Source organism: Bradyrhizobium sp. ISRA464 (genome assembly GCF_029910095.1).
GTDB lineage: Bacteria > Pseudomonadota > Alphaproteobacteria > Rhizobiales > Xanthobacteraceae > Bradyrhizobium.
This window is the reverse complement of sequence record NZ_CP094526.1, coordinates 7829942-7852289: the sequence shown is the minus strand read 5'-3', so window position 1 is coordinate 7852289 and position 22348 is coordinate 7829942. Positions and strand designations below refer to the sequence as shown.

At 61.0% G+C, this 22348-nt stretch carries 21 protein-coding genes and 3 pseudogenes; 7 read left to right on the top strand and 17 right to left on the bottom strand.

Annotated elements, in window-relative coordinates; all coding sequences use genetic code 11:
- Positions 1-279: 279 nt before the first annotated feature.
- The 8 genes from MTX19_RS36385 to MTX19_RS36350 form a co-directional block, all read right to left on the bottom strand.
- Positions 280-936: a phosphoribosylanthranilate isomerase gene (locus tag MTX19_RS36385; protein WP_280981496.1), complete on the bottom strand. Its 657-nt coding sequence runs from the start codon at positions 934-936 to the stop codon at positions 280-282.
- Between the two features lie 844 nt (positions 937-1780).
- Positions 1781-2353, bottom strand: coding sequence for a hypothetical protein (locus tag MTX19_RS36380; RefSeq protein WP_280981495.1), 573 nt, complete (start codon positions 2351-2353; stop codon positions 1781-1783).
- Positions 2343-2639 (bottom strand): hypothetical protein, encoded by a 297-nt coding sequence (locus tag MTX19_RS36375; protein ID WP_280981494.1) that lies wholly within the window; start codon positions 2637-2639, stop codon positions 2343-2345. The genes MTX19_RS36380 and MTX19_RS36375 overlap by 11 nt, the downstream gene beginning before the upstream one ends.
- Positions 2640-2789: 150 nt before the next feature.
- The gene (locus tag MTX19_RS36370; RefSeq protein WP_280981493.1) at positions 2790-3020 is read right to left on the bottom strand and encodes a hypothetical protein; all 231 of its coding nucleotides are present in this window, start codon (positions 3018-3020) and stop codon (positions 2790-2792) included.
- 201 nt (positions 3021-3221) lie between these two features.
- Entirely contained in the window at positions 3222-4085 is an 864-nt protein-coding gene (locus tag MTX19_RS36365) for a class I SAM-dependent methyltransferase (RefSeq protein WP_280981492.1), read from the bottom strand.
- Positions 4086-4243: 158 nt separating this feature from the next.
- Complete coding sequence (locus MTX19_RS36360) at positions 4244-5170, bottom strand: NmrA family NAD(P)-binding protein (RefSeq protein ID WP_280981491.1); 927 nt, start codon at positions 5168-5170, stop codon at positions 4244-4246.
- A 156-nt stretch (positions 5171-5326) separates the two neighbouring features.
- Positions 5327-6082 (bottom strand): alpha/beta fold hydrolase, encoded by a 756-nt coding sequence (locus MTX19_RS36355; RefSeq protein WP_280981490.1) that lies wholly within the window; start codon positions 6080-6082, stop codon positions 5327-5329.
- Between the two features lie 37 nt (positions 6083-6119).
- Positions 6120-7013 carry an NAD(P)/FAD-dependent oxidoreductase gene (locus tag MTX19_RS36350; RefSeq protein ID WP_280981489.1) on the bottom strand — a complete coding sequence of 298 codons (894 nt, stop codon included), beginning with the start codon at positions 7011-7013 and terminating at the stop codon, positions 6120-6122.
- Between the two features lie 211 nt (positions 7014-7224).
- Here MTX19_RS36350 and MTX19_RS36345 point away from each other — a divergent pair, with 211 nt between their 5' ends.
- Entirely contained in the window at positions 7225-7875 is a 651-nt protein-coding gene (locus tag MTX19_RS36345; protein ID WP_280981488.1) for a TetR/AcrR family transcriptional regulator, read from the top strand.
- Positions 7876-7968: 93 nt separating this feature from the next.
- Positions 7969-8337: pseudogene (locus MTX19_RS36340) on the top strand (IS5 family transposase); the annotation flags it as partial.
- 91 nt (positions 8338-8428) lie between these two features.
- Here MTX19_RS36340 and MTX19_RS36335 read toward each other — a convergent pair.
- Both MTX19_RS36335 and MTX19_RS36330 read right to left on the bottom strand, forming a co-directional pair.
- Entirely contained in the window at positions 8429-8779 is a 351-nt protein-coding gene (locus tag MTX19_RS36335) for a type II toxin-antitoxin system PemK/MazF family toxin (RefSeq protein ID WP_280981487.1), read from the bottom strand.
- Entirely contained in the window at positions 8776-9000 is a 225-nt protein-coding gene (locus tag MTX19_RS36330; RefSeq protein ID WP_213290777.1) for an antitoxin MazE family protein, read from the bottom strand. The genes MTX19_RS36335 and MTX19_RS36330 overlap by 4 nt, the downstream gene beginning before the upstream one ends.
- A gap of 156 nt (positions 9001-9156) precedes the next feature.
- On the opposite strand from MTX19_RS36330, the pseudogene MTX19_RS36325 reads away from it, so the two are divergent.
- From MTX19_RS36325 to MTX19_RS36310, 4 genes and pseudogenes are all read left to right on the top strand, one after another.
- Positions 9157-9558, top strand: a pseudogene (locus tag MTX19_RS36325) (IS5 family transposase); the annotation flags it as partial.
- A 45-nt stretch (positions 9559-9603) separates the two neighbouring features.
- Positions 9604-10826: pseudogene (locus MTX19_RS36320) on the top strand (IS701 family transposase).
- Positions 10823-10978: a hypothetical protein gene (locus MTX19_RS36315; RefSeq protein WP_280978692.1), complete on the top strand. Its 156-nt coding sequence runs from the start codon at positions 10823-10825 to the stop codon at positions 10976-10978. The pseudogene MTX19_RS36320 and the gene MTX19_RS36315 overlap by 4 nt, the downstream one beginning before the upstream one ends.
- 156 nt (positions 10979-11134) lie before the next feature.
- Positions 11135-12604, top strand: coding sequence for a TM0106 family RecB-like putative nuclease (locus MTX19_RS36310; protein ID WP_280985725.1), 1470 nt, complete (start codon positions 11135-11137; stop codon positions 12602-12604).
- 24 nt (positions 12605-12628) lie between these two features.
- Here the strand turns inward: MTX19_RS36310 and MTX19_RS36305 are convergent, their stop codons facing one another.
- The 7 genes from MTX19_RS36305 to MTX19_RS36275 form a co-directional block, all read right to left on the bottom strand.
- Entirely contained in the window at positions 12629-16321 is a 3693-nt protein-coding gene (locus tag MTX19_RS36305) for an SNF2-related protein (RefSeq protein WP_280981486.1), read from the bottom strand.
- Positions 16322-16481: 160 nt separating this feature from the next.
- Positions 16482-17378, bottom strand: a complete 897-nt coding sequence (locus MTX19_RS36300; RefSeq protein ID WP_280981485.1) for a 3'-5' exonuclease — start codon at positions 17376-17378, stop codon at positions 16482-16484.
- Positions 17379-17448: 70 nt separating this feature from the next.
- The gene (gene dinB, locus MTX19_RS36295) at positions 17449-18552 is read right to left on the bottom strand and encodes a DNA polymerase IV (RefSeq protein WP_280981484.1); all 1104 of its coding nucleotides are present in this window, start codon (positions 18550-18552) and stop codon (positions 17449-17451) included.
- Positions 18553-18594: 42 nt separating this feature from the next.
- On the bottom strand, positions 18595-18867 hold the full coding sequence (locus tag MTX19_RS36290; RefSeq protein WP_280981483.1) for a hypothetical protein: 273 nt from the start codon (positions 18865-18867) through the stop codon (positions 18595-18597).
- A 126-nt stretch (positions 18868-18993) separates the two neighbouring features.
- Positions 18994-19722: an SOS response-associated peptidase family protein gene (locus tag MTX19_RS36285; RefSeq protein WP_280981482.1), complete on the bottom strand. Its 729-nt coding sequence runs from the start codon at positions 19720-19722 to the stop codon at positions 18994-18996.
- Between the two features lie 150 nt (positions 19723-19872).
- Entirely contained in the window at positions 19873-20751 is an 879-nt protein-coding gene (locus MTX19_RS36280; RefSeq protein WP_280981481.1) for an ImmA/IrrE family metallo-endopeptidase, read from the bottom strand.
- Position 20752: 1 nt separating this feature from the next.
- Complete coding sequence (locus tag MTX19_RS36275) at positions 20753-21070, bottom strand: helix-turn-helix transcriptional regulator (protein ID WP_280981480.1); 318 nt, start codon at positions 21068-21070, stop codon at positions 20753-20755.
- A gap of 159 nt (positions 21071-21229) precedes the next feature.
- Here MTX19_RS36275 and MTX19_RS36270 point away from each other — a divergent pair, with 159 nt between their 5' ends.
- Positions 21230-22342, top strand: a complete 1113-nt coding sequence (locus tag MTX19_RS36270) for an adenylate/guanylate cyclase domain-containing protein (RefSeq protein WP_280981479.1) — start codon at positions 21230-21232, stop codon at positions 22340-22342.
- Positions 22343-22348 lie beyond the last annotated feature (6 nt).

Sequence of the window (22348 nt, the reverse complement as noted above, 5' to 3'; positions counted from 1 at the left end):
GATAAGGTCTGCGACGGCCACGCAACCCTTCTTGTAACCCGCCAGAATTCTCGCAACATAGTTCTTATATCCGAGGAAGACTACGAGGGTCTTCTGGAGACGATCCATCTTCTGAAGAGTCCAGCTAACGCTGCGCGCCTCCTGCAATCGCTCGGGGAAGCCAACCATGGGGAGCTTGGGGAGAGCAATTGAGTGCTGCGCCAAGAACCGCCTCTCTGACTTCGCGGCTACGCGGGGATCGCCTTCTCGGGCAGCCAACCTAGCGGGAACCAATGCGGCTCAGAGCGGGTGCGCCGCTTCGTAGAAGCGTCTTACGCGCTCCAAATCCTTTGTGTGAGAGCCGTCTCGGTCAGTCTTCGTCTTTGAATCGACACCGGACGGCCGGACGGCCGCGATCGCCTGCGCGACGTTGTCGGGACCCAGGCCCCCGGCAAGGATTACGGGGTTACTCACCAGTTCGACGATGCGCCGACTGATGGTCCAGTCGTGCGGCACGCCAAGCGCACCAATTTGCCGGTCTGAAGGACGATGGCTGTCTAACAAAAGATAGTCCGCAATACCGTCGTAGCTCCGGGCGATCTCGACGCTCTCCTCCCCGAACACCGGCACGCTCCGCATGATCATGCTATCAGGCAGCGCAGCCTTGATAGCCGCGATCTGAGCCGGATCGAGTAGTTCAGGCGCTGCGCCCAAGTGAACAATCGCAGGATTCAACGCTTGCGCCCATTCGATGATGAAGTCCTCCCTCGCCGTGAGAAAGAGCGCCGAAAACTTCGATGGACCCGATATCGCCGCTGCGATCTCGGCCGCCCGGGCGAGAGGCTGTTCGCGCGGGAACTCGCCGTCGCCGACCAGGACGCCGATGTGGTCAACTCCGATTTTCGAGACCGCTCGCGCTTCGTCCGGGGTGGATATTTCGTAGATCTGGGTTAGCAAGGGGTGCTCCACTGATCGCACAGCGGCTGGTTCAATAGCTACCCAATTTCTTCTTCAGCGCGCCGAGCGCAGTCGACGACGCTCATATCGTCTCCCACATGCACACCCTCGCCCTCGGCCTCCGGGTAGTATCCTGGCAGGTCCACAGTAATACTTTGCCCCCGATACGTGACCTCAAACGGTCGCACGCCACGAGTTAAGATCTCGCCAGTCTGCGGCGAGGACATCGTGTTGGGAAGGGAACCTACCATCCTCGCCACGGCCATATCTCCTTGAAATCACCGGACCGCGAACTCGCGGAAGCCACGCTGGCGAGGCCAACTGGCCGGCACGAATTTATGGCTGATGCCGATTCACCGGACATTTCCGTCCAAAGCTTAACGCCGCAGTCGACCAGAGGCTAGATTGCTCCGGTTCGGCGATCAAAGCGGGGCAATCGGAAACGCTGATCTACCTCAGGTTGTAGTCCTTGAGATAGTCCTGGAGAGCTGTATCGGTTGTGCCTTGTCACGTCAGTCTATTTTTTGCACGACGGAGCCAATATTGCCGCCGCGATCTCAGCCGACCTGGCACCCGTTCAGCAAAAAAAAGCTATCCGGACTACGGTGTGGGGGTGATGGAAAAACCGAATTATCCGCAGTTGGAGGATGTTGAGCCGTCGGGGCTGTCGTTTCTCGTTCGATATGAGTCTTTCTGCTTCAATCGGAGTCTGCCGCGGCCCAAGCAGCAGCCCAACGCGGCCTACCTCCACGCCCGTCGCAGGCTCCTGCGGGCGGCTGGAGGGCTCCTGTCGGCTCGGCAGACTTCGCGACCAGAATTGCCTGTTCGACGCTCACTCATTGGCTCACGCATGCCGATACAGAATGGTTGGAACGCCTGGAGCAAGTTGGTTCAGGAAGTCGAAGTCGCCGACATTCCCTGTCAATATGCTGGCACCGATACCCCGCGCCTGGAGATAGATGAGCGCATCGTTGAGGTATTTCCGCTCATGACCCGCACCTTTCGGCGCGCCGCTGAGACGAAATAGCTCGCCCGCAAGTATTCCCGCTTCGCCCCACATCGCCGTATCTGCAGATTGCAAGCGATGCTGCGGAATGTCTTCAATCAAATCGCGTACCGTTTGCAGAACCCCACTCGTTGAGGGGTGGGCCGGATCGAGCCGCCCGAAGACATGCGTTAGTTCGGCTAGGCAGACGGCCGAATGGTAGCAGACGCGATATGTCAGCAATTCATCGACGGCGGCCGGCGTGCGTGCCTGCAAGACGTCGAGGTAAACGCTGGTATCGAGAATTAGCGCGCCGCCGATGAGCGGCTCGTCGGATGCCCAAGCAAGTTCGGAATCTGCTCGTCGCGTCAACCGCTCCAAACGCTTGTGCGGCTTCAGCCTCCGCAACGTTCCCTGGAGATCAAATGGCAAGATCGATATCTGCCGGGACGCTTCCCTTGCGCCTGACAAGACGCGCGCCGAAATCGTCCTCGAGCGCCAGACGCGACAACGCGAGCTCTAGAAGTTCGGTATCGGAAGATACGTGAGCCCGCTTCTTTGCAGCTTCTATCAGGCCTGCCGACACGCGGCCGGACAAGCGCGTGTTCTTTGCCTCACCGAGCAGCCCGACGGCGCGCGCCTGTTCGAGCACGAGCCGGTTGCGCTTAAGCGCAATTTGCTCCTCGGTCTCTGTCGACGTGCGGGTCCGCATAACCATAGCAACCTCCAGCGTTGAACAAAATATAACAATTGTTCAACGCCTGTGCAAGGCCGGAAATGAGGACTTGTCCGGCGAGGTCCCTGTGTCTCGGTTTTCGCGAATGAGCGCGAACGGGCGCGAGGTTTGGTGAGCTAATGGCTCTGCAGATCAGTAAGGATTCGGAGTGCGCGGCGGGCAGTAGAGTTCGATAAGCCTGTCTGTGCCGGCACGCAGACTTGGGAGCTGATCGTCGTCGGGCCCCTTCCGAGCATCGCGAAAATCGATCTGGTCTGGAAATCCATTCACTCCCCTGACAAGCAAGGTGATGTCCGAATATCCGAGGTCACGCTCTTCCTTCGCGATCTCGTTGAAATGGGTCTGGTAGGGAAAGTTGCCCATCTGCTTGCCGGGATGGATCCGATTGAAAAACTCCGTGTAGGTCGGGAAGGCCCCCGCGACCGCGCAACGGAACAGTTCGGCACGAATCCCTAGGGCGCGTACTCATAAATCGCTTTGCTCCGACACCGCGGATACGCCCTCATCTGATCCCGCTGACCGGCCAAAGGCCACCGAGCGGGGGCGTCTTCCCCTCTTAATCCCTCAGCTTGCCGGATTGCGCGCCGTGACGATCCACGTCGCGCTGTTGATCATCACCGACCGCTCGCCGGGGCGGCCCGCGAAGGCGGCACGAACCGCGGCCGAGGCGCGGGCGCGGATGTCGTCGGGCTGATCAGCGAGTACGCGCGACAGCGGGCCTACCTCGAACGTCATCTTCACCGCGTCGTCGATCGCCGCGTCCCGCGTCGCGCCCTCGCCAAACGGGACGGAAGCATCGAATGGCTCGATAGCAATATCGGTGAAGCCGGCCGCCGTCAGGATGCGAGCCACCCGTCCCCGGTCGCCGAACGAGAATGGACCGGGCGCTTCGGGATCGCGCGGCGCCATCGGCGGGACGATGCCTCTGATCGCGCCCATCGGGAGGCGCATCCAATCGTTCTCGGCCACGCCGCGCCAGCAGACGAACGCGACCCGGCCGCCCGGTTGGAGCGCGCGGCGCATATGGGCGAACGCCGCTGTCGGATCGGCGAAGAACATCACCCCGAAACGCGAGAACAGGATGTCGAACCCGCCCTCAGGCAGCTCGGCGCTGCTGACGTCGGCTACCCGGAACAGGACCTGGGTATCCTTTGGCGCAAGCGCGCGCGCTCGGGCGATCAGCGGCTCGGATATGTCCACGCCCAGCACCTGGCCCCCCGCGCCGACGCAAGCGGCCAGAGCCAGACTCGACGCGCCCGTGCCGCAGCCGACGTCCAGCACGCGCTCGCCCGCCGCGGGCGCGGCGGCTTCGATCGCGGCCTGGCCGAACACCGCCAGCCTGGCGTCGAGCCGGGCCTGGTGGGCGACCCAGCGCTGCCCGCTTTGGCCATTCCAGTCGGCGACCCGACCGGCATTGTGCTGTGCCATGACATATCCTTGTTCTGATGGTTCTCAACTAAGCCATCCGATGTCAAAGCGATCATCGTCTCCAGCGATCCCGCCTCCAGCTACCCGATCCCTGGGCGCAGTGGCGACCGCCGTGGACTTCCGAGACGATGCAGTTCATCCGGCCGACAAGCGAAAGATTACGGCTTGCGCGCGTCTGCCTTCAGAAAGTCGTTCTGATGCGCGCGCACGAAGTCCTCGATCGACATCGGCGGCACACCAGTCAGCAGGTCCACATCGCCCGAGGATCGGTCGTATCGGCCGTCCCGGTGCAGCAGTGCCATCGACTCCAAGTGCGCGACCACGTGTGCGGATGCGCCAATGGATCGCAGGCTCTCCAGCCACGGTTCCAACGGAATGTTCTTGTAGGTGATTGGACGCCCCAAGACTCTTGTGAAATCTTCGGCGACCTCGCGAAGCGTCTCCGCACGGGGACCGGTCAGCTCGTATACCCTTCCAAGGTGAGACTCGGGATTGGCCAACACCTCTGTCACGCACCGCGCAACATCGTGGGCGGCGATTGGCGACGTCTTTCCCTCTCCGAAGGGCAACATCAGCGCGTCCTGAGCGGTGACCGTCGGAACGGCAAATCGCCAGAAGAACGCGTCCATGAAGGCGGTCGGACGCATCGTGACCACCGGCAAGCCGCTCCACTGCAAGACCTGTTCGGCCAGCCAGTGCTGCTTGTGCTGCGGGCTGCGCGCGGTCTCGCGGATGCTCATCTCCGAGACCGTCATCTGCGACATGTTGACGAATGCTTCGACGCCATGGTGTCGGGCAACCACCGCCACGTTCGTCGTAGCCTCGAGATACTTCTCGTTGACCGACATGCTGAAGTACAGGCGCTTGCAGCCATCCACGGCGCGGTGCACCGCGTCCAGGTCGAACAGATCTCCGACGATCACCTCGGCACCAAGTGCCCTCAGCGATTCCGCCCGGCCGTCATCCCGGCGGAGCATGGCGCGCACCTTCAGCCCGCGCTCCAGCAGAGACTTCGTCACGCTCGGTCCGATCGCGCCAACTTGGCCAGCGGCACCGGTGACAAGGATGGGATGGGAGTGTTTCATGTCAAGGTTTCCGCGAGACCGATACCGGCGCTCCCGCCCGTGACGAGAATGGTGTGACCGGACAACTTCACTGGCGACTCCTGGAATTGGTGTTGAATTGATTGACGGGGCTGTTCGAGGCCGATCACCTGGGATCGAGCGAGCGCTCGGCGCGACTCACGATGCCACCATGTCGGCGTGAATCGCCTCGACGACCGCGGCGGGGTGGGTCAGTGGGATCATGTGTGCAGCCCCCGGGACAACGACCGTGCGAGCGTCGAACGCTTCCGCGAGCAGACGGCTCACCGACCGCGGAGCGGCCGACGTTCGCTCTCCGACGAGCACCGAGGTCGGCACCGCGGTCGAGGTGAGCTCGGCGAGCGTGGTCCGATCGGCTGCGCTGGCGGTCATATCGAGCCGCAGCCGCGGTGCGAGCCCTGCAACTAGCGCACGGCCCTTCTCGCCCAGCGCGTTCCACGCGCCGGCGCCGCTCCAGTGCTCCACCAACAGGCAGGCGGCCGCATCGTGATCCGGGAGCGCGCGCATGAACCGATCGCAGAGGGTCTGCACCTCGCGCAGGGCGTCTTCCTCCCCGGGCACGCGCAGCACGCTGACGACCACAGGATCGACCAACGTGAGGCGCGCCACGCGAGACCCGACGGCCAGCCGCAGGTGAAGTCCGACAAAGGCCCCGATCGAGTGGGTGACGAGGTGGAACGCGCCGACGCCCTGCATGTCGAGCCAGCCGCGCAGGTGGGCCATCTCGTCCTTTAGCTGCCACGCCTTGCTCGGTGTCGGCGACCGTCCGTAGCCGAGCATGTCGGGTGCCAACACCCTGGCGCCGTGCGCCTCCAGACCCGTGCGGACCGCGGCCCAGGAGTGGGAGCCGGTGGCGGAGCCATGGAGGAGCACAAGGGGGAGGTCGTCCGTCATCGGAGATCCTGAGTTCGGGAGGAGGGAATCTGTGCTCTCAAACCAGCATCGACTGCTGGGCGAAGATGCCCGCCATCGCGCCCTGCGATGATGCCTGGGTGACCGAGGGCAAGAAGGGCGTGGTGAGGTCGCCGGCGGCGTAGATGCCAGGCGTGCTGGTTTGACGGCGTTCGTCGACCTTGAGGACGATGCCGGCGGGCGTAGCCACGGTGGCAAGGCCCAGTGTTTCATGCAGGCTTGCGGACGGCTTGTTGCGCGGATTGGCGAACAGGATGTCGACCGCGACATTGCGGCCGGTATCGAGATTGACGGTGGCGATATGGCCCTGGTGATGGGCGATCTCGACGATCCGGCCATCGACGAGAGGTATGTTGCGGCGCGCCAGATCGGCCTGGATATCGGGCGGAATGTCGTGACCATCGGCGAAGAGCGTCAACTTGTCAGTCCAATCGTGGAACAGCCTGACCTGATTGTGCGACTGCGGGCTGGACCAGACGAGGCCCCAATGCTGGCCGGCGACTTCAAAGCCGTCGCAATAGGGGCATGGCACGATGGACGTGCCCCAGCTTTCGGCGTAGCCCGGAACATCAGGCATCTGGTCGGCGACGCCATAGCTCAGGATCAGACGACGCGCCGCAAGGCTTTCACCATCGCCAGTAAGGACAGAGAAATTGTCGATGGCGCCGGAGACGCTGTCGGCCCGGGCACTGACAAGCTTGATCGCGGGATAACGCGCCAGCTGCCGCCGCGCCTCCGCCAGGATGTCCAGCGGCGGCTTGTGATCGTGGCCGAGCAGTCCATGCGAGTGGCCGGCGAAGCGGTTGCGTGGCAGACCGGTATCGAGAACGGTGACCTTGCGGCGGGCGCGGCCGAGCTGCAAGGCGCCGGCGAGACCGGCAAAGCTGCCGCCGATGATGATGACGTCATCCATGGTGATGGGCTCCGTGTTGTGGATGGAGGGAGACGAGTTGGGCTTGGCGGTGGCCTGAGCGCGGGCGAGGCCGATGGCGGAAAGCGCAGCCAACTTCAGCAGGGCTCGTCGTTGCATCGAAGGAGTCACCCTACCCCCTGGCTTGCACATTTCAGATACTTCATGGTATCGTAATTCAAGAATTAGGATACTGTCAAGTACTGGAATTTCCGTGACCGAAAACAGCCGGGGCCGGCGCGGCCGGCCCGCCAACGAGGCGCTTGGCCAAACCATCATCGACGCCGCGCGCGAGCTCTTTGTGGAGTTGGGTTTTCAAGCGACGACATTGGACAAGGTCGCCCAGCGAGCGAAGATATCCAAGCTCAGCATCTACAGGCACTTCGAGAACAAGGAGGCGCTGTTCGGCGAGGCCATGGCGGCCGGCTGCCAACAGTTGTTTGCACCACAGGCCCTTCTTGAAGGCGTCGACGGTTCGGTCGAAGATCAGCTCGTGGCGGTGGGATCATCACTGCTTCGCACGCTGTTGAGATCAGACGTCCGCAGCCTCGAAGCCATGGTCATGGCCGACAAGACGAGTCAAAACGCGTTAAGCAAGCTCCATTTCGAAGCCGGCCCCGCCCATGTCATCGCCGAAATCGAGGCCCTGTTGCGTCAGTTGCACGCGAAGGCGGTTCTGAACGTGCCCGATCCTCTCCGGTCCGCCCGCTTGTTCGCCGCGCTTTTCAAAGGATCCGATCTCCTGATGATCGCACGCTTCGATCAGGCGAAAGCAGAGGACGATAACGAAATCGAATCCTATTGCCGGTCGGCCGTCGCCATGTTCATCGCCGCGCACCGTGACAACGACCAAGTGGGCGGTTAGCTGAAGCTTTGCCCAGAGAGCGCCGAGCCAGGCCAGAAGCGTTGCGCTTGGACCGCCCCCCATGATTCAAACTCCCAAACTGGGGGACGAATCATGCGCTACGAACTCGCCGACTATGAATGGCTTGCCATCAAGCCGATGCTGCCAAACAAGCCTCGTGGCGTTCCTCGGGTAAACGACCGACGTGTTTTAAACGGCATCTTCTGGGTCCTGCGATCCGGGGCACCTTGGCGCGATCTGCCGGATCATTTTGGCCCTTACACGACCTGCTATAACCGTTTCGTCCGTTGGCGGCGGGCTGGTGTCTGGGGCCGCATCATAGACGCACTTGCCACTGCTCATGATGCCGCTGTCCAGATGATCGACACATCTATTGTCCGCGTGCACCAGCATGGAGCCTGCGTTACGAGAAACCAGCGCCAATCGATGGGAAGGTCACGCGGCGGCTTGACGAGCAAAATTCAGCCTATCCGGATTTTCGTGTTGAAATGTCCATGCTCTGGGAATGGCCGTCCGTGTGGGCGGCTCGGCGCCTAAGGCGGCGGCCATGGCTTCATTTTCTTCCGCCCCTGGGGGATACGGCCATGCCGAGGAACACCATCATTGCCTGATTGAGCCGTACCATATTCTCGTCGTCGAGACGCCCAACACGCCTGCCGACCTTGACCTTGGGAACGGTTGTGATTTTGTCTACCATCAGCCGGCATGTCGAGAGCAAGCCGTTGCGCTCATTCGGCTCGATGATGAGCCGGAACAACGGCGCATCCGTCGGATCGGTGGTGAAGGCGCAAATGGTGATGGTGTCGGTCGCGTCGAACCTGTCGTCCTGCACGATGACGACGGGGCGCGGCTTGTCTGCGTAATCCTTGCCGCCAGCGACGGTCCAGATCTCACCGCGTCTCATTCATCGTCCAGGTCGGACACGTCGTCGATGAAAGCCTGATCGTCGCGCGCATGGCTGCTGGCCGCAACAGCAAGTGACTGACGATGAGCCTGCTTGCGGAAGGATGAAGACCGCACGTCGGGCACCCAAATCTGGATAGGTCGCAAGCCCTGTGCCCGCAGCCTCTCACGATGTTCCCGCACCTTCATCCGACCAGGCTTGGGCCTTGATGCCGTCGCCATCCGTCCTCCTTGTTGGTTACATGTAACCTAGCACAATCGCATCCGATTGGCCAGCCTTTTGCCGACTGCTTTGAGGGCCACCACGGTAACTCTCAACACGATAATCCGAGCTTTCCGTGTCGTGGATGATCGCATTTCAACACGATATTCCGGAAAGCCAAAATTCATGCGGTGGTCGATAGCAATGGTCTGCCGGTACGGCTGGCGCTGAGCCCCGGTGAGGCGCACGACGTTCGACTAGCCGGAAAACTGCTGTCTCGTCTGAAATCCGGGGCAATGTTACTCGCCGACCGTGGCTATGACGCCGACTGGATCAGAGAACTTGCGATGAAGAAGGGCGCGTGGGCCAACATCCCGCCAAAGAGCAATCGTAGCGATCCGATCTGCTTCAGCCCGTATCTCTATCGCGCTCGCAACCAGGTCGAGCGGTTCTTCAACAGGATCAGACAGTGCCGTCGCGTGGCAACTCGCTATGACAAGCTGGCAGCGAACTATCTTGCTTTCGTTCAGCTCGCCTCGATCAGGCTATGGCTTCGCGTTAATGAGTCCACGTCCTAGCATTACAGTTGCATCTTCCTGAAGGTTCTGAATCTATGGGCGACCATGATTCGGGATCTGATGATTGGTGGCGCGTCGGTTGAGGATACGCTGACGCTGTGGGCTTCGTCGTTGCGAGATGCCAAGCAACGCATCCGTCCGCTGTTTACGCAAGAGCGGGTCGCGGCCTCGGCGGGGCAATTTCTCGACGGACTGTTGGGCAACGAGCCGCGCAAGACGGGTTGGATGCGGGCGGAAGCGGCTGGCGATCCAGGCCCGTGGCGCCAGCAGGCGATTCTGGGTCGGGGGCAGTGGGATGCCGACGCGCTGCGCGATATTGTACGTGAGTACGCGCTGGAAACGCTGGGTGACGAGGACGCGGTTCTGGTCATCGATGAGACCGGCTTTTTGAAACAGGGCAAGGCCTCGTGTGGGGTCGCGCGCCAGTACACTGGCTCGGCGGGCAAGATCACCAATTGCCAGATCGGAGTGTTTGCCTCCTATGTGTCGCGGCATGGCCATGCCTTCATCGATCGGGCGCTCTACCTGCCAAAGGAATGGACGGACGAACCCGCTCGCCTGAAGGCCGCACATGTCCCGAGCGATGTGAGCTTTGCGACGAAGCCCCGGATCGCGCATCAAATGATCGCTCGCGCGATCGCCGCAAAGGTGCCGTTCTCGTTCGTAGCAGCGGACAGCGTGTATGGCACGGGAGCGATCGAAACCCTGCTGCGCAAGGCGGGCAAAGGCTTGTTCTGGGGGTTGCTTCCAATCACGTGTTCTATTCCTGGGGCAAGCAGCAGCCTGTCGCCGGCACTGCCTCTACGATCGCGCAGAGCCTTCCCAAGAAGGCCTGGCGCCGCCTGCCGTCCGGCGAAGGAACCAAAGGTCCGCGCTGGCACGACTGGGCCTATCTTGAGCTGGCCGATCTCGACGCCGGCGAATACAACGACGACCTTGCCGGGGAATGGACCCGAGGTCTTCTGATCCGCCGCAATATTGCCGACAACAGCTTAGCCTTCTTCTCCACATGGTGCCCCAAGGGCACGTCCATGCAGAAGCTGGTATCCGTGGAAGGCCATCGCTGGGCCATCGAAGACAGCTTCGAAACCGCCAAGAACGAGCTCGGTCTTGATCACAACGAAACCCGCTCCTGGCATGGCTGGCATCGCCATGTCTCACTGGTCATGCTTGCCTTCGCCACGATGGCCGTCATCCGTCATCGGGCCAACACCGGAGCATTGCTTAAAAAAACGCGACCGCGGCCCCGACCGAAGCATCGTTCTTGATCCGCTGGTCGATCCAGGAAATCCGCCGCATCGCCATGAAGCTCGCCCAGCGGCGCATCCCGCATGCCCACATCCTCGCATGGTCATCCTGGCGCAGGGCTCATCAAGCCAACGCGCGCAAAGCGCATCTCAAGCAAAAATTACAACTGTAATGCTAGCCTAGCTTCCTCCGATTTAGAACTTCATTTAGGCTGCGCCGACCACATATGTATAGTTTGCTGCTTCAAAATAGCTTCAGCTAAGCTCGATTTTTCTCGCTGTAGCCCGCACATGGGACAACTTCTCGATCAAGCGCTCGGAGCTAGACCGTGACCGTAACGGCTACGATTTTGTACAACCTCGTCGAATGCCCGCAGCGTCTTGCTTTGGACGCGTTCGGCGAGTCCGCAAAGCGAGACCAGATCAGTCCTTTCGTCCGATTGCTCTGGGAAAGGGGGAGTCTGTTTGAGCAGGACGCGATTTCGAAGTTGCAAGTCCCCTTTGTCGATCTCTCGGGCGCCAACGAGGTCGACCGTGAGCGGCTCACGCTCGACGCTATGAGCAAGGGCGAGCCCCTAATCTACGGAGGATGCATAAGGGCCGGCGATCTGCTTGGTAAGCCCGACCTATTACGCAAAGAGGTCGGCGGCTACGTCCCGGGCGACATCAAGTCAGGGCGCGGCAAGGAGGGCGGAGATGACGATCAGGACGGCAGGCCGAAGCGCCATTATGCTGTCCAGCTCGGGCTGTATGTCGATATCCTTGAGCAATTGAATCTTTCGGCGGGACGTCGGGCGTTCGTCTTGGACGTTCATGGGGATGAAGTCACGTACGATTTCAGCGACCTTTCCAGTCAAGATCTTTGGGGTGACTACGAAAATGCGCTCGCCGAAGCGCGGTCGATACTGGCGCGGCAAATCGTCCCGCTCCCCGGCTATGCCAGCGCCTGCAAACTTTGCCATTGGTATAGTTTCTGTATCCAACAGCTCGTCTCGTCGGACGATCTGACGTTGATCCCATTTCTTCGACGATCAGATCGCGACACGATGAATGATCAGATACCCACGATCGCCTCCCTGGCGGCGATCGATCCGGAAGCGTTCATCAAGGGCAAGAAGACCGTATTCGCCGGCGTTGGAGCGGATCGCTTCCGGGCTTTGCAGGCACGTGCCGTCATGCTGAAGGCTTCTTCGCCGAAGCCCTATTTGCGCCTGCCCATAAGGCTGGACTCCTTCTCGGTCGAGTTGTTCTTCGATATCGAAGTCGATCCGCTCCGCGGAGTTTGCTACCTGCATGGATTTGTTGAGCGGAAGAATGGAGACAACGACACTGAGCGCTTCGTTTCGTTCTTTGCGGACGAGCCGACGCCGAAAGCAGAACGCGAGACTTTCGCCGCAGCCCTCGACTATTTTGCCTCTCGGGAAGATGCTGGGATCTATTATTACTCCAAGTACGAACGGACAATCTACCGGAAGCTCCAGCAGAAGTATCCGGACATCTGCACACCTGAGGATATAGAACAGTTGTTCGACCCACGACGGGCGATTGATCTCTACGGAGATATCGTTCTGAAAGCGACCGAATGGCCCACCAGAGATCATTCGATCAAAACCTTGGCCAAATTCTTAGGCTTTGCGTGGAGGGACACGCATCCCTCGGGAGCCGCTTCCGTCGAATGGTTCGACCGCTGGTGTCGGGAACGAAGTCCGGTCATCCGGCAACGCATACTCGACTACAACGAGGACGATTGTCGCGCCACCCGAGTGTTGCTGGACGGAATCAGAGGACTTGCCGATTGATGCCGGTAGGCGCTCGGTCCAGGCCTAGACAGCCGACTGGATCCATCCCTTCGGCGTGCGCTTGCCTAAGGCCAAGCGGCCGACGAAAGATCCTTCCTCAATCGAGTACAGCAAACCCGCCTGTTGAACTCGCAAGCCCAACAGCGTGCGAACCTCAGTGCATAGGGCTAGATGCCGCCTATCCGGCGAAGTGAAGGCGGATTCCACACGGCAGCGGCCTCCGCGCAAGGCGTTGGATGCCTTTAGGGCGATCTCGCTCCAGCGATCTGATGCGTCCGTCGTGTGGCGCACCCCATGCAGCAAATCACCCAGCGGCTGAAGATAGGGACTGCCGCCGGGGGCGGCGAAGTCGAAGTGGAAGGAAATTCCGGTAAGGCTGCAGACCCTAAGATCATCCGGGTGCGATCTGCGCCCGCTCCACGTGCAGGGTCTAGCTTCGGCCGGAGCACAGTATTTGCCGCCAGCCGAACGGATCGCTAGTTGATGCTGGATGCGAGCGCCAGAAACGCTGCTGATAACAAGTAACCTTTTCAGCACGCGAGAATCCGCAACCGCGCAGCGCTCCAGCTCAGACGGTAAGACGGCTTTCCCGGTGGTGCTGCAGCGCTCGAGCACGCCGGGCCGAACGAACTTCCCGGTGATTTCGCACCGTTCGGCCTCTTGTTTTGTTATCGGTTGCCGTGTCTCATGACAAAGGAGAAACTCGTCCTTGTGGCCCGTTTGATCAGATACTACTGACTTCGATTTCTGGTCGCGACGATAGGGTTTGCCCGAGATGTCGCTGACGGCCAATTCGCTCTTCAGTAGCTCGATGCCAGTGAACTCGCACCGACCGAAGTGCTCTGGTTCTGCCCGTTTTCCTGTCAAAACGCAGGTCTTGAGAAGCGAGCTCGCGACAGGATTTCCTGTAACCGCGGAAAGTTCCGCTTCGTCCGTCAGGATGAGTTTGCCGCTTAGGCTGCAGCGCAGCGCGTGGTCCGGGAGGGCCATCCGGCCGCTGATTTCTGAGGTGACGAGCAGGTGTCGCAAGACATCCACGCCGGTCATGACGCAATGGCCCAAGCATTCCTTTGGCGCGAGAGTGCCGCTGCTGTCGCATCGGCCCAGTTCCGGAGCGGAAAGGCAATCGCCCGTCCGCGGTATCACGGTCAAACGGCTCTCATAATGCGGGCCTTTGTCGAACTTATACTGCACCTCTGAGGTGACTTCGCGGTGAATGCCGCCTTCCAACGCGACGACCGTCAATTCAAGCCGCGGAGTGAAGTCGTCCTCCATCTTCTTGCGTTTGCGAGCATCATCGCCAGCGGCCGCCAGCTCCTGAACGCGCCGCTCGACATAGAAACGGCAGAACTCGCCGATGCCTTGATCACGTCCGGCTGCATCGGCCAGCCGTTCGGTATCAATTCCGAGATGTTGGGCGTTCTCGATCGTATCGGCCAATTTATAGAGACCGGACCGGACGGCGTGTGCTCGGTGTTCGCCGGGCCGACATTCCACTTCGACGAGGCGTTCGTAGCTGTCGTGCGCCACAGTCGCGCGCACCCGGATAAGCGCTTTGCCTTCGAAGCAGCGGCGCACCCCTTCCACCTTTGTCGTGATGGGCGATGCGCCGAAGCTGTCGACCCAACGACGCGAGATTTCATTTGCTAGGCCGGCCGGGTCCTCATCCATATCCTCCACCTGATGAACCCCAGTGGCGATCATTCGGCTTACCAATCTCGAAAACGCGGCTGATCCGGGTGCGTACAAGGTGGCGCGGCCATTGCGGGCGCCTTCTTCGAAACAAATCCATTCGCGGCCAGTATCCTCTTCCAGTAGATAAAGGCCGCCTTCTTTAGGCGTCACCGTAGCTCCAAGGCTCTTGAGGCCGGCGAGTGCGAACTCCCGTAGCTCCATCGACCTCACGATCGGAGGAAGCTTGGGAGCCCGCGGTCCGACATATTCCGCACCATCCATGCTGCCGAGCATGTCGTTGATGTTAGCCTCTTCCGCTTCCAGCTTTTCCTTCGCATCGAGTATGCTTTGCTCTGCCTGCTTCGTGGCCTTTTCAAAGTCCTTACCGGCGAGCGCCGCCAGCACCAGCCGAAGGATCCTGTCCTCGAAATCCTCCCCATCGTCGTCGTCGACGCCAGACGCCTCAAGAAGCGACTCGATGTCGCCTATGGCATGCGCTGCCATCTGCAGCTTTTCCATTAAGCGACCGACGATATACTCTTCGAAAGTTCCCTTTAGCGTGATGTTGAGGATGCTGACGCTCGCATGTTCGGACGCGAGCCTCTGAATTCGGCCGATGCGCTGCTCAACGATCATCGGGTTCCACGGAAGATCGAAGTTCACCAGCACGTTGGCGATCTGCAAGTTCACGCCCTCTGAGCCCGCTTCGGTCGACACGATCACATGGCAGGCGGGCGGATTTTTCCAGAAGCGGGCGATGGTGTCTTGGTTACGTTGTCCTGAATTGCCGTTGATGATTCCGACCTTGAGGCCCCGTGCCTCCAGGAAAGCCTGAATCGTCGTCTGCGTCTCGAGCCGGCCAGTGAACACCACCATGCGCCATCGCTCAGGGTTTTGACGCATCAATTGATCAATCAGCGTGCCGAGTCCGTTCAGTTTCGCGCTGGTGCTCATGCCAGCGACGATGCTGCAGACCGCAGCAGCAAGCTCCCGGGGTACGGTCCCGTTTCGTGCCATGTTGGTGAGGTGGGCCATCAGCGCATGTGGACTGCTGGTGAGCGCCTGCAGGATTCCGATTTGGGCGAGCCGATTGAGCTTTTGAATCGGTTTGCTGATGACACGGATAAGCTCGAGCTCAGCGAGAGTCGGTTCGACCCGGTGAAGCTGGACGACGCGATCCGGGAAGTACAGCTTCGCGTCGCCGCGCCGCACCCGTGACATGTAACCGTACACGATCGAGCGAAACTCTTCGCGAGCTTCGGCCTTGAGCTGACGAGCCGTATCGCGCTTGTCGGCGATGAACTTGCGCGCGAACATCCCCTCGCTTCCGAACGGATTTTGGTGACCACGGGCTACCGTAAGGAGGTCGACGAGCGAGTAGAGATCCCAAAGCCGGTTCTGGATCGGAGTGGCGGTGAGCATCAGAACGTAGCGAAAGCGCCTCTTTTCAAGAGCCTCCTTGAAGCGCAAAGCGACCTGCGGAGGTGGATCGACGCCGTAGAGGTTGCGCAGCTTGTGCGCCTCGTCGAGCACCAGCATTTGGAAACGATCTTGAGGGATCTTCTCGAGATGCAGGCGTGCTGAAGCATAGGTCGTTATCACCGCGCCAACATCGTCCGGTTCGGCGGCTATCAGCTCTCTGCCGGTGGCGATTTGAGCAGGGACATCGAATTTTGCCTGTAATTCCGCCTGCCATTGCGGTCCAAGCAGTTTCGGACACACGATAAGGATCTTGGAGACCCTCGCTCGCGCGATAAGTTCGCTGGCAATCAGTCCGGCGCTAATAGTTTTGCCCAGGCCTACGTCGTCGGCGAGCAGCGTCACCGGGAGGCGGCGGCAAAAGGTGATGAGGTTAGTGACCTGATGGTGATAGGGTTGTAGGTGGTCTTGCCACCGCTTTTCGGATTTGAGGTCCTTGCGTGTCTCGATGACGATGGGGTCGGTCAGGTCCCATTCGAGCGCCGCTCGATACAGTCTGTATTCGTCCGGAAGGACGCTGCGACGCAAAATTTTCGTTTGAAATTCGGATGACGATGCCGCCATTCCTCGCAAAGCCCGGGCATTTGGTTGTTCTAATTGCCGTAGCATGCCCGGTTTGGCGCCCGTCGGCAACCTTTGCGGGTAGCTCGGCTGGCGGCGGCTGCGAGCGCGTCGAGAAAGTGCCGTGAACGTTGAGGGCAGCGCCGTCCGACTCTGGGCTCGCCTAGGCCCTGATCGAAAACCGATCAAAGGCGGTCAAGGCCTGAAGACGTGGCTCGACGTCACAAAAATAGATCTCGGTCGTGAGGAATGCGATTTCGTCGTCCAGCATGCTTTCGTCGACGTCGACGTACCATGACCTCGGCCTGCCATCGCTCCCGTCGCTCCAGCGGTAGCCGCGCCGCTTGAGCGCGTCCTTGAGATCGAAGGGCGACTGCTCTGCCCATAGGCGTATCGTCTTTTTGCGGGCCCGTTCCAGCAGAACGGCGAGCGCTGGCGTTCCGGTCGTCGGCAACTCGAACGCGAGGATCTCAAGAAGGGCGTGGCAATCGTCGACCGCCCTATGGGCGTGGTGGAAGAAGCCGGTTCCGTTGAGGAGGTAGCCCAAGCGAGAGCCTTCGAAGCCGTGCTTGCGCCACTCGACTTCCGTGGCCGAACATCCCCACGCTTTCCGTTCGAAGATGGGCCAGTAGCGCTCCGCGAATTTGCGGTCGAAGCCGGCATTGTGGGCGATGACGATTACCGCATCCTCGGCGAACGCAGAAACCGCGTCCGCATCGATCCGATGTCCGGCGACCATCTCGTCGGTGATGCCGGTGAGCGCAGTGACTTCCTGTGAGATCGACACTGTCGGCTCGTTGAACGAAGAGAGGACATCCCGTACGCCGGCGATGCGGCCGTCGGCCAGATAGTCGAACTTTACCATCCCCAGTTCGATAACCTCGTCTTTTTGCACATCGAGACCTGTAGTCTCGGTGTCGATCAGGATGCCGGTTTTTGTACTTTGGCCGATGGATGAGCTGAACATCGTCCGAGGAACCAGGCGTCGGAGGACGCGATAGTCGGTAGATTTGGCCAATGCCTCGGCCATGGCGGCCAGAGTCAGGTCGGGTTCAAGCATTGGAGTGTTGCGATCCTCTGGACACGTTATCCGCGCATTGAGTCTGCTGGAGCTACAAGTCTAGTCCGGTTCAAATCCCGAAATCCAGTTGTGGCTCCGTGTCGTTCTCGTCTAGCAGGGACGACAACGACACACCCAAGAGACGCACCGCCTTCGGAAGAGGCATATTGTCTTCCAGTAGACCGATCGCCAGGTGTGCGAGGTCATCGCGACTCGCGACGACCGAAGAAACGGATCGGCTGCGCGTAATGATCTCGAAGTCGGCGAACTTCACTTTGAGCGTTACCGTTCGCGCCCGAGTGTTCGCCGACTCGCAGTGCCGCCAGACCTTGTCGATCAGCGGTTCGAGCTCTGCCGCCATGGAGTCGAACTCAGTGAGGTCAGTGGAGAACGTGTTCTCGGCGCCGACGGATTTACGGATGCGGTTGGCTCGAACAGGACGCTCATCGATGCCGCGTGAGATCCAGTAATAGTAGGTGCCGGATTTGCCAAAATTCTCCTGCAAAAAGGCGAGGGATTGGTTGCGGATGTCGAGGCCGGTCCGGATCCCGAAGGCGTTGAACTTTGCCGCGGTCGCCGGCCCGATGCCGTGAAACTTTCCGACCGGCAGCGTCTCGACGAAAGCCGGTCCCATCTCCGGCGAGATGACGTACTGACCGTTGGGCTTTCGGTGATCGGAGGCAAGCTTCGCCAGGAATTTGTTGTAGGAGATGCCCGCCGAGGCGTTCAGGCCAGTCTCAGCCTTGATCTTCTCGCGGATCCGCAGCGCGACGTCTCTGGCCAGTGGAATGCCTTGCAGATTCTCGGTGACGTCGAGGTAGGCTTCGTCGAGCGAGAGGGGCTCGATGATCGGCGTGTGCTCGGCGAAGATTTCACGAATCTGCCGGCTGATCGCTTTGTAGATTTCGAAGCGCGGCTTGACGAAGATCAGGTCGGGGCACTGTCGCTTGGCGGTGACCGACGGCATCGCGGAGCGGACGCCGAATTTGCGGGCTTCATAGCTCGCGGCGGCGACGACTCCGCGCTCGGCCGAACCGCCCACCGCGACTGGCTTGCCGCGCAGGTCCGGATTGTCGCGCTGCTCGACCGACGCGTAGAAGGCGTCCATGTCGATATGGATGATCTTGCGGTGAGGCGACGTTGAGACGTCGTGTTCCTGATCGGAAGGGATCATGCGCGGATTGTACAGGGATCCGCAAGTCGAGTCGCGGCGAAGTCAGCCGCAATCCGCCGGCGGGCATTCAGGGCAGGTGTCGCCGATCGAATCCAACACCTCGGCGATCGCGACGGCCGCAGCTTCCGGCGAAACGCCAGTCGTCGGATCCCGGCGGGCGATATCGAACGCGCGGTCGCGTGCGTGCGGATCCGCGCGATCCCGCATCCAGCCGTGCTCCTCACATTCACGGATGGCGCCGGCTTCGTTGAGCGCCGAGATGGCCCAGCCGCGCAGCGTCCGGATCGCGGGCCGCCGTTCTTTCGTCATCAGCATCGAGATCTTTCCTGCCCGAACGAATCCGCCCGTCTCACCTCTGTTCCCGGCGGTTAGCACAGGGCAGGGATTCCGGATTGCGGGGTCTGCCGCTTTTCCACCTGTTCCGCGCTCCTGTGTACAAGGCTAGGCGGTCGGGAATGGGTCTTCCTTCTCGCCCCTGGCGACGATCTCGAGCGCGTCGTCGGGCAGGGGCCGCTGCAGCGCTTTGGCCTTGTCCCAAGGGGCGCGCATCCACACGTCGCGTTCCTCCGTAGTCGTCAGGATAACCGGCATTGCCTTCGGGTGGACGCGCTTCACCTCGGCGTTGGGATCGCTAGTCAGAAAGCCAAACACATCGGAGGTCACTTCGCCTTCCTTGACCTTGCGCACGCTGGTCCAGTTCGTCCAGATGCCGGCAAACGCCAGCAGCGGGCGGCTCTCGTCCTGTGCAAACCACACCGGAACCTTCTTGCCGTCGATCGTGTCGTACTCGGAAAACGACGTAAACGGCACCAGGCACCGGTTGTCCGGTGCAAGCCACCGTTTCCAATGTGCACTGTTGACGTTTCGGATGTTGGTCGTGCCGCTGTCCGGCTCCATGCGCAGCAGCTCCTTGAAATCGACGGCCTGCCCCTTGGCCTCCAGCTTCTGCGCCCGCTTCTTCGTGGCATCCATCAGCGCCCGCTGCGACGACGGCATGCCCCAGCGCGCCGTGACGATTTCTGGCCCGTCGGGCGCGTTGCGCACGATCGGCGCCGGATAGTCCGGAAAGATTCCCGGCATGCTAGGCAGGTTGCCCACGCGGCTGTTGAGCGCCCCAAACAGCCGACGGATCGCATCAACGTTCTTTGTCATTGAGTAAAGGTTGCACATCTTCAGGCCTCGGGCGGCACCTGGCGGGCGCGCTGCGCCAACTGCAACTCGATTGGGGGTTCACGGAGAAAGTGCTTTCGTCCCACGACATCGAAGCGCACATGCGTCGGGGCTGGCGGTAAGGCCCGAACTACGAAGCGACGCTCGATCTCACCCGCGGCGCACGAAACGTTCGTACGTGTCCTCGAGCGGTTTTCCTTCGCTCCAGGACTTGGGTTCGGCATCGCCAAGATGCAGCAGGCTATAGACGGTGTCGTACTTCTCGCTCCTGAACGAATGCTCCCTGACGCGCTCGTTGAACCACACCCCGGCTGCGTGATCGACGCCGCTCCGGACTTCGGGCGTGAACTGCTCCTGCCCCGCGGCGGACGCGGCCGGAAGCTCGACGGGGCCCCGGCTGGTGCGGATGAAGACGCCGCTCTTGAAAGCTGCGTCGCTGGACCACGCCCACTTGACGTATCCGTCGACGGAGGTGACGAAGACGGCCCGTCTATCGGTGTATCTGAGCCATCTCAGAACCGCTGCAACCAAAGAGACCTCGTAGCGATCCGCGCAGTTGCCGATGGCATCGAAGTCGGGCTTGTCCCTCGGCGCGATCTGCTGTCGGAAATCGTCCAGCGGCATCAGCAGCCACGCCGCGAACTCGTTCGCCTCGCGTTCGACTTCGATTTTCGTCCGGCCGTCCACATCGGCTTCGCTCGAATGGATGCCGTTCGGATATTTCTTCCTGTGGAGCAGGAAGTGCCCGAATTCATGGGCGATGGTGAACCTGCGCCTTCCAGGCGACTGTCCCTTGCCGTAAGCGATGCCCCAGCGAGTCCTGGATTCGGCTGGGACGAGGGCACCGGCAAAGCCATCGAGGTCCTCTTCTTCGACCTTCGTGATCGGGTCGCTCGGAAACATCTGCGCGGTCGTTTCCATGGCGAGCCGGCCGACGTCGAAGCGGTAACGGTCGGGTGGGTTCGCCAGGTTCAGCATCTGGTTGAAGTGGTTGGCCCACCTCTGAAGCCCCCACCCCTCGAAATTCATGTCAATCGTCCAGAGCTTTCGCCAACCGCCTCAGACGAGCCTTGGCCTCCGGCGACATGGACTGGTATTCGCGGAAGAACGCCTTGTCTTCGGCTGACCCCAGGTTCTCGACAGCTTCGCCGCCGAGAAGGTAATCGACCGTCACGTTGAAGGCGCGCGCCAGCCCGGCGAGCTTCTCCGCCGATGGGCGCGGGAGGTCTCGATTTTCGAGCTCCCACAGGTAGGACTTACTCAATCCTGCCTGTTCTGCCGCCTGATCTAGCGTCAATTTCGCCTTCTTTCTCAGTGCCTTAATTCGATCCCGGATGGTCTCTGCCACGCGCTGCTTCCCCTTCGCGTTCTGTTCGGAGTAGCAACATAATCCGTCCTTGACCGGCGGCAAAGGCCTTTGTATGTTCGGAATAGACATACTTAATATGCCGCAAAACAAAATGGTTGCCCTTTAACCTTTGATACACGTCCAGGTGGAACACGAGATATGCCCTTTCCCTCCGATGTCGAGGACAAGCTCGAAGTTTTTCTCCGGCAGTTCTGCCCGGATCCGGTCGCGATCCAGAAAGCGCTCGAGCGGACGGGACTGGGGACCGTGCAAGACGCTCTCCCGGGCGAATCGATCTGCAGACGCGGAGAGCGCGTCCAGGGATGCTGGCTGATCATCGCCGGTCAGGTGGAGGTCCGCGCCGACGACCAGATCGTCGTCTTTCGCGCCGACGGCGAACTCTTCGGGGAGCAGGGGCTCGTCCACGTCCTGTCCGGCAAAGACGGCACCCGCACGGCCGATGTGCGGGCTGTCGGACCGGTCAAACTGCTGTGCATCGACGCATCCTTCCAGGAGCGATTGCAAGATCAAGAGAAGGTCATCTGGACGCTGACGCTGGCGGGCGTCATCAACCACAAGCTCGAACAGGCCACCGACATGCGCTCCGAGTTGCGCAGCCTGGCCTCCCAGCACGAACGACTCCTCCGCAGGTTTTCTGATGGAGACGCCCTCGGGCTCGTCAAAATAGCGACGCGCGGCGACCGACCTGCGATCCAGAGCCGCCGCGCGGTCATCTTCTTCAGTGACATCGCCGGATTCAGCGTCTGGTCGGCCTCCAAATCCTCCAGCGAAGTCGCCGCGCATCTCAGCGAACTCGCCGCCATCCAGATCAACGCGGTGCGCGATGGCGGCGGCCAGATCGACAAGCTTATGGGCGACGGTGCGATGGCCTACTGGTTCGTCGATTCCGGCGATCGCGAGAGGTGCGTGCCGACCGCTGTGCTCGCCTGCGTGCTGAAGGTAGCCGCGGAATGCCGGGCCTACTTCGAGAAGCACGGCTTGCCGCTCGGCCTGCGCATCGGCCTGCACGCCGGTGACGTGGCGTTCGGCGACTTTGGCGCCGAGAACAGGATCGCCGTCACGCTGCTCGGAGCCGCCGTCAACATGGCGGCCAGGTACGAACAAGCGAAATCTCCCGAACTCGGCGAGATCAGAATCAGCCCGACCCTGCGCGACCTGATGGTCGGGTCGGGTGCAGACCCCGACACCTTCCGGGGCCCGACGAAGGTGGAAGTGAAGCACGGCGTCGAACTCGACGTCTATTCCATCTGAGGAGAA

Excerpts from the sequence above, each read along its gene's own strand:
- MTX19_RS36375 (WP_280981494.1), bottom strand. The coding sequence starts at position 2,639 with ATGGTTATGCGGACCCGCACGTCGACAGAGACCGAGGAGCAAATTGCG.
- MTX19_RS36370 (WP_280981493.1), bottom strand. The coding sequence starts at position 3,020 with ATGGGCAACTTTCCCTACCAGACCCATTTCAACGAGATCGCGAAGGAA.
- MTX19_RS36365 (WP_280981492.1), bottom strand. The coding sequence starts at position 4,085 with ATGGCACAGCACAATGCCGGTCGGGTCGCCGACTGGAATGGCCAAAGC.
- MTX19_RS36360 (WP_280981491.1), bottom strand. The coding sequence starts at position 5,170 with ATGAAACACTCCCATCCCATCCTTGTCACCGGTGCCGCTGGCCAAGTT.
- MTX19_RS36355 (WP_280981490.1), bottom strand. The coding sequence starts at position 6,082 with ATGACGGACGACCTCCCCCTTGTGCTCCTCCATGGCTCCGCCACCGGC.
- MTX19_RS36350 (WP_280981489.1), bottom strand. The coding sequence starts at position 7,013 with ATGGATGACGTCATCATCATCGGCGGCAGCTTTGCCGGTCTCGCCGGC.
- MTX19_RS36335 (WP_280981487.1), bottom strand. The coding sequence starts at position 8,779 with ATGAGACGCGGTGAGATCTGGACCGTCGCTGGCGGCAAGGATTACGCA.
- MTX19_RS36330 (WP_213290777.1), bottom strand. The coding sequence starts at position 9,000 with ATGGCGACGGCATCAAGGCCCAAGCCTGGTCGGATGAAGGTGCGGGAA.
- MTX19_RS36305 (WP_280981486.1), bottom strand. The coding sequence starts at position 16,321 with ATGGCGGCATCGTCATCCGAATTTCAAACGAAAATTTTGCGTCGCAGC.
- MTX19_RS36300 (WP_280981485.1), bottom strand. The coding sequence starts at position 17,378 with ATGCTTGAACCCGACCTGACTCTGGCCGCCATGGCCGAGGCATTGGCC.
- dinB (WP_280981484.1), bottom strand. The coding sequence starts at position 18,552 with ATGATCCCTTCCGATCAGGAACACGACGTCTCAACGTCGCCTCACCGC.
- MTX19_RS36290 (WP_280981483.1), bottom strand. The coding sequence starts at position 18,867 with ATGCTGATGACGAAAGAACGGCGGCCCGCGATCCGGACGCTGCGCGGC.
- MTX19_RS36285 (WP_280981482.1), bottom strand. The coding sequence starts at position 19,722 with ATGTGCAACCTTTACTCAATGACAAAGAACGTTGATGCGATCCGTCGG.
- MTX19_RS36280 (WP_280981481.1), bottom strand. The coding sequence starts at position 20,751 with ATGAATTTCGAGGGGTGGGGGCTTCAGAGGTGGGCCAACCACTTCAAC.
- MTX19_RS36270 (WP_280981479.1), top strand. The coding sequence starts at position 21,230 with ATGCCCTTTCCCTCCGATGTCGAGGACAAGCTCGAAGTTTTTCTCCGG.